At 40.7% G+C, this 11,159-nt stretch carries 13 protein-coding genes; 3 read left to right on the forward strand and 10 right to left on the reverse strand.

The genetic code is table 11. From position 1 onward, the window contains the following. Positions 1-102 precede the first annotated feature (102 nt). Together BFU02S_RS11755 and fumC are read left to right on the forward strand one after the other, a co-directional pair. Positions 103-558, forward strand: coding sequence for a helix-turn-helix transcriptional regulator (locus BFU02S_RS11755; protein ID WP_066370764.1), 456 nt, complete (start codon positions 103-105; stop codon positions 556-558). A 140-nt stretch (positions 559-698) separates the two neighbouring features. After that, complete coding sequence (fumC, locus tag BFU02S_RS11760; protein WP_174520344.1) at positions 699-2,069, forward strand: class II fumarate hydratase; 1,371 nt, start codon at positions 699-701, stop codon at positions 2,067-2,069. 156 nt (positions 2,070-2,225) lie between these two features. Here fumC and BFU02S_RS11765 read toward each other — a convergent pair whose 3' ends face one another. After that, the gene (locus BFU02S_RS11765) at positions 2,226-2,429 is read right to left on the reverse strand and encodes an alpha/beta-type small acid-soluble spore protein (protein ID WP_066370767.1); all 204 of its coding nucleotides are present in this window, start codon (positions 2,427-2,429) and stop codon (positions 2,226-2,228) included. Positions 2,430-2,709: 280 nt separating this feature from the next. On the opposite strand from BFU02S_RS11765, the gene BFU02S_RS11770 reads away from it, so the two are divergent. Further along, complete coding sequence (locus tag BFU02S_RS11770) at positions 2,710-2,952, forward strand: hypothetical protein (protein WP_066370769.1); 243 nt, start codon at positions 2,710-2,712, stop codon at positions 2,950-2,952. 31 nt (positions 2,953-2,983) lie between these two features. On the opposite strand, the gene BFU02S_RS11775 is transcribed toward BFU02S_RS11770, so the two are convergent. The 9 genes from BFU02S_RS11775 to BFU02S_RS11815 all read right to left on the reverse strand — a co-directional run bounded on the left by BFU02S_RS11775 (position 2,984) and on the right by BFU02S_RS11815 (position 11,021). Then, on the reverse strand, positions 2,984-4,096 hold the full coding sequence (locus BFU02S_RS11775; RefSeq protein ID WP_066370772.1) for an ABC transporter ATP-binding protein: 1,113 nt from the start codon (positions 4,094-4,096) through the stop codon (positions 2,984-2,986). A gap of 113 nt (positions 4,097-4,209) precedes the next feature. Next, positions 4,210-5,112 (reverse strand): PucR family transcriptional regulator, encoded by a 903-nt coding sequence (locus BFU02S_RS11780; protein WP_066370774.1) that lies wholly within the window; start codon positions 5,110-5,112, stop codon positions 4,210-4,212. Positions 5,113-5,199: 87 nt separating this feature from the next. Next, a complete protein-coding gene (locus BFU02S_RS11785; RefSeq protein WP_157075922.1) occupies positions 5,200-5,388 on the reverse strand; it encodes a hypothetical protein in 189 nt (62 codons plus the stop codon). 56 nt (positions 5,389-5,444) lie between these two features. Beyond that, a complete protein-coding gene (locus BFU02S_RS11790; RefSeq protein ID WP_066370782.1) occupies positions 5,445-5,654 on the reverse strand; it encodes a YheE family protein in 210 nt (69 codons plus the stop codon). Positions 5,655-5,780: 126 nt separating this feature from the next. Beyond that, complete coding sequence (locus BFU02S_RS11795; protein WP_066370783.1) at positions 5,781-6,032, reverse strand: hypothetical protein; 252 nt, start codon at positions 6,030-6,032, stop codon at positions 5,781-5,783. Between the two features lie 134 nt (positions 6,033-6,166). Continuing rightward, entirely contained in the window at positions 6,167-7,198 is a 1,032-nt protein-coding gene (locus BFU02S_RS11800) for a YheC/YheD family endospore coat-associated protein (RefSeq protein ID WP_066370785.1), read from the reverse strand. Next, positions 7,195-8,559, reverse strand: coding sequence for a YheC/YheD family endospore coat-associated protein (locus BFU02S_RS11805; protein ID WP_066370786.1), 1,365 nt, complete (start codon positions 8,557-8,559; stop codon positions 7,195-7,197). The genes BFU02S_RS11800 and BFU02S_RS11805 overlap by 4 nt, the downstream gene beginning before the upstream one ends. After that, positions 8,537-9,649, reverse strand: coding sequence for a YheC/YheD family endospore coat-associated protein (locus tag BFU02S_RS11810; protein WP_235842045.1), 1,113 nt, complete (start codon positions 9,647-9,649; stop codon positions 8,537-8,539). Before BFU02S_RS11810 ends, BFU02S_RS11805 begins: the two co-directional genes overlap by 23 nt. Beyond that, positions 9,642-11,021, reverse strand: coding sequence for a YheC/YheD family endospore coat-associated protein (locus tag BFU02S_RS11815; protein WP_066370792.1), 1,380 nt, complete (start codon positions 11,019-11,021; stop codon positions 9,642-9,644). Before BFU02S_RS11815 ends, BFU02S_RS11810 begins: the two co-directional genes overlap by 8 nt. Positions 11,022-11,159: the final 138 nt, after the last annotated feature.

The following is an 11,159-nucleotide window of genomic DNA, read 5'->3' on the forward strand; positions in this document are numbered from 1 at the left end:
CAGGCTGACCAGGGCACTTGCGCTTTTCTTAGACTTCATACTTTGAAAATTGCCAAACTTTGTGTAAAATTACCCTAAACATTGTTGAAGGAAGGGCTTTGTATGACCAGAGATGAGATCATAAAGAATGTTTCCGAAAAGCTTCGGCTCATTCGGACAGAAGCTGGCTACACACAGGATAAAATGGCGGAAATCATTGGAGTCTCCAAGAAAACACTTGTTCAAATTGAAAAAGGCAGGGTTCTTGCTAACTGGTCTACAGTGGTCTCGATTTGCGCACTTTTTCGCGAAACCGAAACCGTGCAATTTTTGTTCGGAAGTGAGCCGCTTGAAGTAATTGAAACGGTAGCCCGGGAAGGAATCGATTATCGCAAGGCAAAAACATTCGGCGGGCGCGTCTGGTGGAAAGAACTGGCCAAGAAGCACGGCTATATACTGCAGCAAAATATTTTAAGCAAACATTTTCGCATATTGGATCAAAGAAATTACCGGATATTCAGCAGCTTTGACGAACAACGGTGCAAACAGCGCTTTAAGGAATTGATAAATGATGAATGAGAAAAAGATGGGACAAGCTCATTTTTTTTTCTTTTGGGAAATGAAAAGCTTTTTACAATAAACAAATAAATAGAACCCGATTGGGTATACATATGTAAGTATAGTGAAATTGCGAGGTGGAAATAGTGGAAAACTTTAGAATGGAGAAAGATACGCTTGGGGAGGTTCGTGTGCCTGGGGACAAGTTTTGGGGGGCACAAACACAGCGAAGCAGAGATAATTTTAAAATTGGAACTGAAAAAATGCCTTTAGAAGTTATTTATGGTCTTGCCTACATTAAAAAAGCAGCCGCTATTGTCAATCATCAATTAGGAAAGCTAAGCGAAGTGAAAATGCAGGCTATTTCAACGATATGTGATGAAATTTTAAATGGGGACTATGATGAACACTTTCCTTTGGTAGTTTGGCAAACCGGAAGTGGTACCCAATCCAACATGAATGTGAACGAGGTAATCGCCAACCGAGCCAATCAATGGCTCAAGCAGCAAAAGGGAGCCGCTCAGGAGCGAATCCATCCGAATGATGATGTCAATATGTCGCAAAGTTCCAATGACACATTCCCAACGGCAATGCATATTGCAGCCTATTTAAAAATAACCCGGGAGCTTATCCCTGCACTTCAAGAATTGAAACAAACACTGTTCGAGAAAGAAAAGGCTTTTGCCGAAATTGTAAAAATCGGCAGAACTCATCTGCAGGATGCTACTCCATTAACATTAGGTCAGGAAATCAGCGGCTGGCGGTTTATGTTGGAGAACAATGGAAAGATGATAGCGGAAGCAGCGGATCACTTGCTGTCTTTGGCGATCGGGGGAACAGCTGTTGGGACGGGAATAAATGCCGACCCCAAGTTTGGCAGCATGGCGGCAGAACAATTAGCGAAGCTGACAGGTTATCCATTTAAGTCATCGGAAAATAAATTTCATGCACTGACCAGCCATGATGAAATTGTGTATGTTCACGGAGCTTTAAAGGCATTGGCGGCGGATTTAATGAAGATTGCCAATGATGTCCGCTGGCTAGCAAGCGGACCAAGGAGTGGGATTGGCGAACTCACGATTCCGGCAAACGAACCAGGAAGCTCCATTATGCCTGGGAAAGTCAATCCTACCCAAAGTGAAGCCATGACAATGGTGGCTTGCCAAGTGTTTGGAAATGACGCGGCCATCGGCTTTGCAGCAAGTCAGGGCAATTTTGAGTTGAACGTGTTTAAACCTGTCATCATTTATAATTTGATTCAATCCATCAGGCTGCTATCCGATGCCATGCATTCTTTTAACAAAAATTGCGCAATCGGGATTGAAGCAAACCGTGAAGTGATTAACGAACATGTCAACCGGTCTCTGATGCTTGTGACAGCACTAAACCCGCATATTGGCTACGAAAAAGCAGCAGAAATTGCCAAGCTTGCTTTTAAAGAAAACAGCACATTAAAAGAAGCTGCAATCAAAATAGGCTACGTAACAGCAGAACAATTTGATGAGTGGATCAAACCTGAAAAAATGGTCTAATCGCAAATAAATCGGTTAAATTCGCAAATAAAATTGTGAAATTTGCAAATAAACTACCCAAATCCGCAAATATTTCGGCAAATTCAGCAAATAAGATAAAAGCCCCCTTCCAAACGAAGGGGGCTCTAGCCATATTATTTATTTGTGAAGGTTCAATTAACGGTTAAATCCGCCAAGTTGAGATTCTGCCATAGAAACAAGACGCTTCGTAATTTCTCCTCCAACAGAACCGTTAGCACGAGAAGTAGTATCCGCACCAAGGTTTACGCCAAACTCTTGAGCAATTTCATATTTCATTTGGTTTAATGCTTCTTGAACACCTGGTACTAAAAGTTGATTAGAGTTGTTGTTTCTAGCCATAGTTGTTAACACTCCTCTTTGGAAATTTGGGGTTAGTATGGTATTGAACCATATTCAATGCCACCTTGGCCTAACCCATGTATTTGGTTGGATGATCCGGAGTTGCACCGGATAGTCCCCTTATTGGTTTCATCCATCGGTGTAAATGTTGCTTTGTAGTCATTATTATGATTCATATTTTGACCCTTATACAGGGCTCTATTTGGTAATTTATTCATCTACATAGCGCAAATAAAGTAACACAAACTAAAGGTAAATAAAAGGATGAAGGGTGAAAGGAATGACAATATGCCCAGTATGTAACGGCTTGTACGAGATGTTTATAATGTGCGCAAATTGCGGGGAACCTATGATAGAAAGCGGGAGACTGATGGATTATTATGATAATTACAGCCCGTATATGGACATTGATTTAATGAAATTGGAAGATGGTTATCCGGATACTTATTCAGGGAACAAATGCCCGCATCTTTATCGCTGCCCTACTTGTCAGCATGACCATGTACTATTCATAAAAGAATAAGCCCTGCTTTCCGCAGGGCCCTAAGGAAGAGTTAGTTTTCACTTTGCGGTCGAACACGAACCTCGGTATCAATATCAAAGAAGTGGGCTTTGTTCATGTCAAATGCTAATTCTAATGTGTCGCCAGGTTTGACATCACTGCGTGAATCCAGACGGGCAACAAAATCTTGTTCCCCTAATGTTGAGTACACTAATAATTCCGCTCCTGTTAATTCGGCAACATCAATTTTAACCGAGATTTTAGTACCTTCGGAAGCATCAATGAAAACCGGTTCATCATGAATATCTTCCGGACGAACGCCGAGAATCATATTTTTACCGACATAGCCTTGTTCACGCAAGTATTTCATTTTTCCTTCAGGAACCTTAATAGCAGTCTTTCCAATGACAAACTTGCCGTCTTGTAATTTACCATGAAAGAAGTTCATGGCAGGAGAGCCAATAAAACCGCCGACGAAAACATTTTCTGGTTTTTCATATACTTCTTTAGGCGAACCGACTTGCTGAATAATCCCGTCCTTCATTACAACAAGCCGTGTTGCCATTGTCATGGCTTCGGTCTGATCGTGGGTTACATAAATGGTCGTGGTGTTTAAACGGCGGTGCAGTTTGGCAATCTCGGCGCGCATGGCGACACGAAGCTTGGCATCCAGGTTGGATAAAGGCTCGTCCATTAAGAAAACCTTCGCATCACGGACGATGGCACGGCCTAAGGCAACACGCTGGCGCTGACCGCCGGAAAGTGCTTTTGGCTTCCTTGTTAAATAAGGTTCAAGTCCAAGAATTTTTGCTGCTTCTTTCACACGGCGGTCAATTTCGTCTTTCGGAAATTTACGAAGTTTCAAACCGAATGCCATATTGTCGTATACGGTCATATGCGGATAAAGGGCATAGTTTTGGAATACCATCGCAATATCGCGGTCTTTCGGAGCTACGTCATTTACACGTTTCCCGTCAATGAAAAAATCCCCCTTTGAGATTTCTTCAAGACCGGCAATCATACGAAGTGTTGTCGATTTCCCGCAGCCGGACGGCCCGACAAAAACGATGAATTCTTTATCAGCAATGTGCAGATTAAAGTCTTTAACCGCCGTTACTTTATTATCGTAAATCTTATAAATATGCTCCAGTTTTAACTCAGCCATGTAATAACGCCTCCCTGATTCATTTGATAAGCCCAGTATACAAATGAAATGGGAAAATCTAAATGGTCAGGCTGCACAAAAATGAAAACGTTTTTTTAGGCAGATTGTTCTTACTATTGTTGAAATTTAAAAAGCATACAAGCAAGAAAAACGGTAAATGCTCCATGAAAGTCTTTTAAATTAATCTCTGTTTTCTCCACAAACTTATCAATACGGTACTGCAGTGTATTTCGATGGATGTATAATTTTTTTGCTGTCAGACTAGCGTTCGAATTATTCTCGAGATAAACTTTGATGGTCAAGAACATCTCAGGGTCTTGATGAAATAAATCAAAAATTTCCTGCATGATTTTTTGTTTTATATTCAAAGGCAAATGAGCGGCCAAATAAGCGGGAAACACCCGTTCATATGTATAAATGTTCGGGATATGGAGATTTTCAAGTGCAAAATTGAAGAATTCTTTCTCCTGTTTAAAGCTGCTGCGAAGCTGTTCAGAATAGGGATGCTGTTTGCCGATAAAGAAAGATGTTTTAATGAAAAAATCACTTTCCAATGTTGCAAGCATTGCCTGAAAATCTTCTTCTGCCATTGAGGTTTGTGCCTTTTCACTTACAATAGTCCCTCTGGTGCTGTTTTCCCAAACAATCACCACATCATCAGTAAAGAAACCTTTCAGAGCGGTTTCTATTTCCGATTGATTGGCACCTTGTCCAGTAAACTGAAATTGAATAAAACGGCAATATGTGTCTGAAGGCTTTAGTGGGATCGGTCCATCTAATAGTAAAAATTCATACCAGTTTTTCACAGAAGATGGCATCGCTCTTGGTCGTTTTTCAACGAAAATAAACAATGTTTTTAACAGCTGGACTTCTGTTTCACTGATAACTGTTTTCGGAATGCCAAGCCATTCCTTTTCGTTTGCATCGTAAAAATAAAATAAGTCATCGCAAAACTGTTTTGGCTGCTCTTGGAACAGGATAGAATTTTTATAAATAGATAATAATTTTTTAAACATGATCATTTCCCCAGTAGTATGTTTTTACCTATTATAACAGGTATCATGAAAAAGCCGGGCCAAAATGAAGAGGCCCGGCAGGGAAAATTATTCGCTTTCATACGGCGGTTCTTCTTCTACAAGATTTCGCGCTTCTTCAATGTTAGTTGTATCATATCGAGCATGCACTGAACCGCCGGACATTCCCTCATTGATCATTCTGTCAACATCCATAAACGCTTTGTCTCTTCCTTCAAATTCCAAATCTTGCTCAATGAGCTTATCGTTCTTTTTCACCAATCCCACAATCCTTTCCTTTCATGTAATCTCAGTTTGTGAAGAATGGCGGTTATTCATTCATATACATGATATAGCATTAATTCATGAATTTGACTTGTCAAGGTTTGGATCACTTCTTGTTCGGGAGGAGTGGATGTCCATTCAATTTTTCCTGTTTGGTGATAGATGCCTGTAAAATGCTGTTTGTTAAAGTAAAAAGAAAAATTCCAACCAGGAATCTTTTTATTTTCAAATAATGGTTTGTATTGAAAGTGCATGATCATTGCCAGAAGCCTCCCATGTTCATTCTTTTCTTTTAAGTAAAGCATAAATTCTGACTTCGAGAATTGTCCAGCGCAAGCGGCCTAGCCCTATCCTTAGGAAAGGGATTAACAGCCTCAAAACGGGACTTATATATTACCTATACCGGCCATGGGTTTAATATCTTGATCAAAGATAGTTGCATCGATCATTTCAAAGCTATCTACAATATTATTTAAATTCCCTGCATTAAGATTATTAAAACCATAAATCCCACCCATGTTCAAATTATATTTTCTATTGGCATCCATTCCATTAATCACCGATTCACCAACGTTAACTGCTGAGTTTGGTTGTGGGGAATTTACATTAAAAATTCCTAAATTTATATTTGAGGGCACACCTTTTTCCTCCTATTTTTTCCTGCTTATAACCTATTTTATATAACGATTTATGCATTGTGACGTAAGTATTATTACAATTTAATTTGTTTTTCGCGTCGCACCCCATACATTGAGAAGCAATGCTATTCATTTCATGAAAGAAGGGAACCAAATAGGTGGCAGAGCCGGTCTATTCTTCTTGTTTCGATTTCGGGCTCATCAAAACTCATTGGTTTTGAATTGACTTCGTAAATATAGTAGTGCCCCGTCTTGCTTAACCCGGCATCAACCGAGAATTCTCCGAAGTAACCGAACTGCTTTGACAATGTTTTCCCAATATAGGGCACAATCGTATAGATGAACTGGTCGTGAAGAGATGTCCGGAGCCGCTCATATGGGAGTAGTCTTCCACCGGTAGGAATATGAGTCGTAATGTCCTGCCTCACGGATTGGCGAATGCCAATGCCGGTTATAGTGTACTCATCACCATCTCCATGTGCAAGGATGCGAAAATCATAACGATTTCCGTCTACCTCAGCCGGATCGATGCCTTCTTGTGCCAAGTAGCTCTTTTCCAGCAGTCTCGTTCCCCAGCATGCCCAAAAATCTTCAAACGACGAAAAGGTTTCGCTGCTTTTAATTCCTTCCAGTTGAATTTGCTCTAAGCGGCGTTTGAGACGGAAGATTCCTTTTCCTTTAGAGGAATGTACTGGCTTTAAGTAAATTGCGGGATACTTATCAATAAATAATGCCAACTCTTTCTTTTGGGTAACAAGAATCGTTTTCGGCAGGAAGTCTCCCAGAACCGGATGGTCTTTCAACAGGCAGTAAAGTTCATATTTATCAATAAAACAAGGGTTGAAAAATGTAATCCCTTTCTTTGTTAGTCGGGAGAAAAAATCTCGGCATTCTTTCGTTTGTTCGGACTTTCGAAAGGGAATCCGGTTATAGACAATGTCAGGGTACGGAAATTCGCCTTTTTTCCAACGGTTTTCATCTGGCAGATAGATAAACCCTTTCATCGTATGTTCATATACGCCATCAAGTGTAAAGACAAAGCTTACTCCACCTAGTGAAATAAGCTTCTTTTGCAAATTCCGAAAAAGCCGGCCATTTCCAGCGACGGTACCATCAGCTTTACCGGCTGTCAATATTCCTACAAGTGGATCCCGGTCAATTTTCATAAATATAATTCCTCTGGGTGCAATAATGATTGCTCTGTTAGAAAGACCGCAAAGGCGAGCGACAACTGCCTAGTTAGAAAATCAAATTTTTTTAATTCTGGGTGTGTAAAGATTGACCTTCCCGGCTTGGAATTAGCCTCGAAGAGCCAAACGGCGCCATTTCGGTCAATTCCTAAGTCAAAGCCAATTTCGCCAATAATGCCTTCAATATTTTTGTCTAAAACTTCACTTAAAAGCAGGGCGGCTTCCGATAATTTGTCCGTATAAAGATCGGCAGTTTCTTTTGGGAAAATTTCATGAATGGTTTTAATATCGCCGCCATTGCGTTTATGGGTTGTTACACTGCCGTTTCCGGCTATTTTGGCGGCAAGTGCTGTTACGCGCCAGTTTCCGAACTCGTCTTTATTGGTATGGACGCGAAAGTCAACGGGGCGGGTACTTTCTCGCAATAAATGAATTCCTTGCTGGATGATCATTCGCTCCAAAGATTGATGTCCAAATACAGTATGAATCAACTTCTCCAAAGTGGTAAACTTTCTCAGACGGTTTACACCGCTTTTATCTTGATAACGGCAGTAATAATCCCCTTCATATTTGTCATAAATAATTTGGTGTACGCCTAAACCAAGACTGCCGTTTTTTGGCTTCATAAAGATGTGACCATATTTAGAAAGCATCGTTTCAATTAAGGAAAAGGATGTAAAAGGGTGGGTTTCGGGAAGGTAATGTTCAACCGAACCCTCTTGCTGCAAACGTTCATACACATCAAGCTTATTGAAAAAACCTGGATTATACCATGGGATTAAATATTCCTTTTGCAGCCTTTCTTTCACTTTGATTAATTTTGGAATCCCTTCACTTCTTCTGTTCGGAAGCCGGTCGTAAATCACATTCGGGAAAGGGATTTCATGTTTCTGCCATCCGTGCTGATAATAAAAATACCCTTCAATGGTTCCCTGTTCCCAATCAATATGCTGTTCACCAAAAACAAAGGGAAGGGCGCCAACTGTTTTATTTACAGACAAGAGTTTTGAAAAAAAATGGGTCCTTTCTCCGATTGGCTGGTCGGCATCTAGTGTAAATCCGGCGGTGAAAATGCCGACGAGCGGGCCGATATACAGATTTTCCCCTTCATGAAAGACATGTAATGGTAGCTTGAAATGGGGAAACAGCAATGCTTTTTGTATCACCCTGCTGATGACAATCCGGTCATCTTGATCAGGGTGAGGCAGGAAGTCTGCTGCGATTGATTTAGAGCCAAAGGCAAGTCTTTTGATTCTTTTATTTTGAAGAAGGGAAGGAGGACAAAAAACAATCATTTGATCATTTTGTGCGATCTCAATGAGATAACGTTTTCTCATAGGTATTCTTCCTTTCCAGATGTTCCAATTGTGACAGATATTTTCCATAAAGGAGGGGCCTCATGTGCAGTGTATCCTTTAAATCGGGCCTTGTTTGCAATAGCACCTTTCTTCCTGGTTTAGAATTAAGATCGAGAATCCAGATAGAGCCGTTTTGTGCGATGCCGATATCAACACCGAGCTCGAACAACGGCAGAAAGGCATTCTCCAATAAATGGGGGAGTTCGGAAAGAATGTAGTCCAACTCTTCCGTGATATATTCCGCCTTAGTCTTGGGAAGTTTGGAGATCCATTCTGAAAAAGGTTTACAAGTTCCCCCTGCACTTAAATTGGATAAAATCCCCCCGGAATTTCCAACCCGAATTCCCCGGCCAAGCTCACCCCAGTTTCCAAACTCGTCTTTCTGTAAAAGCATACGTATATCAAATGGTTCGAGCTCATTGGTTACTAATTCAAGATAGGGCTGGATAAGATATTGCCGCTTCGTAATGAGGGATTCCAGCCATTTATGAAGCTTTGCTTCATTAGGAAAAATTCTCGACACCATCTGTTTTTGTTTTTCTGTTTTAACAAGAAAGGTTTTATCGTTTTTCTTAAGGGAATAGATCCCATATCCATGTGCTCCACCAATGGGTTTTAAGATTACTTTTTTCTTTTGTGCCAATTCTTTTATAACCGTTTTTGCATCTTGGACATGCTGTGTTGGCGGCAAGTAGGGGGAGAGTGGCGTGTTTTTTAGTACATGATAAAGTTCAAGCTTGTTAGGAAGCCCATACCCTAGAAACGTAATATCCTTTTGATTTTTTAACCATGAAACAATCGGCAGGCATTGCTTTGAATGTTCATCCTCCCCATAGAAACAGCGGTCATATAAAATGGATGGAATGGGAAATTCCGCACTGACCCAAGCTTTTCGCTTGGAATCAAATTTTTTTCCTTTGACATGAAGGGAATGGGGATTAATATGTGATGGTATAAATCGGAAGACTTCCATCCCACAAGACTCCGCAAGCATGGCGATCTCGGTAAAATAACTTAACTCACTTTCCAACGTTAAACTCATAATTCCAAATGCCAACAATTTAGTCAAACTTCCTTTCCAAAATAGAATCAAACGCTAATTTCGTACAAAACTGAATAATCGCTTTTGCCGATGGCCTGATTTTTCCAAGATGTTCTTCAAAATCCTTGGATGGCTTTGAGTTGACTTCAATCAGCCATGGCTTGCCTTGCATGTCAATCCCTATGTCAATCCCCAGCTCTCCAGTAATTCCGGAGGCTCGGGATGCGACCATATCTGCAGCTCCTAGAGCAAGCATGCGCATCTGTGAATAGATTTGAGAAGCCCTCCCTCGGCCAAAAATAGCGCTTAATGCCTTTAAAGGTCTCATGATCGTTCCTCCTTTTGCCAAATTGGAAACAATCATGCCCTCTGCAGCCACTCGAGCAACAATTGAAGTTACTTCCCATTTAACAAAGCGATTTTTATGGCATAGTACCCTAAAATCCATGGCGCGGGAATCATATGGGACGAAGGAGATTCCCTGCTGGACAAGATAAATACGATTTTGCAGCAGCGGTTTAATCCGACGGTAAAAATCGTCTAAGGTTAAAACCTGATTCTCCTTTTCTGTCGGCAGGCTGAAAGAGGTTTGAAAGTCATATTGGTTTTCTTCAAGCTTAATTAATTTGATAATGTTTCTTCCTAGGCTGCCGTTAATTGGTTTTAAAAAGACAGTTTCATATTTTTGGATCATTTCTGCCAAATTGTCTTTTGTAAGAATTCTTGTTTCGGGGATATTGAATAGGAAAGGCCCTTCTTGATGAATCTTTTCATACACTTCCCATTTGGATAGGAAACGGTCATTAAAGATCGGAATCATAAGGGTATCCAGTTGTTCACGAAATTTCTTAAAGTCATCGCCCTGTTCCAGCTTTCGTGAATGAATTCGGTTATAGATGACATCTGGTAAAGGCAGCTCAGCACAGGTCCATTTGCCGCTGTCAAAGTAATAGCCTTTCTTTGGGAAATGGTTATGGGAAAATACGTAAAAAAATCCGCCAGTCTTGATAATTCCTTCATGCAGTTCCTCACAAAACTGATGGATGGAACGAAAATACGGTTCCCCGCTCTCTGTATCGGTTGAAAAATCTGTCAGCAAACCTATGATAGGACCAAGTTGAAGAAGGTGTTGATCGGCCTGGTAAATGACTTGCAATTTACGAGTTTTCATCGGGAGCGACAGGCTCGCTAACATATTTTCCGGGATATGAATCTCGTTAGCTTTTCGATCGATGACTTGAATGTTTGCAAAGACAACGGATCGGCCAATCGCTACTTTTACATTCTTGTTAATCTTCATTTGTAATTGAGTAAATAATCGATCGGATATTTGGACAAGGAAGTCATTTTGACTTTCTGGCTTCCTTGAAATGACCGTTACCTGGGTTGAAAACATCATAACCATTCCTTCTGACCAGGGCGCTTCCCTTTTTCTCTTAGGCCATAGTTGATATAGGTATCTTATGTAGGCATTTGAAAAAGGTGATTTGAACATTCTCGCTTTTGGGCGAATAGTCTGGTGTAGTGAGGTGTATTG

It is taken from the genome of Neobacillus fumarioli NBRC 102428, assembly GCF_001591485.1.
Taxonomy (GTDB): domain Bacteria; phylum Bacillota; class Bacilli; order Bacillales; family Cytobacillaceae; genus Neobacillus; species Neobacillus fumarioli.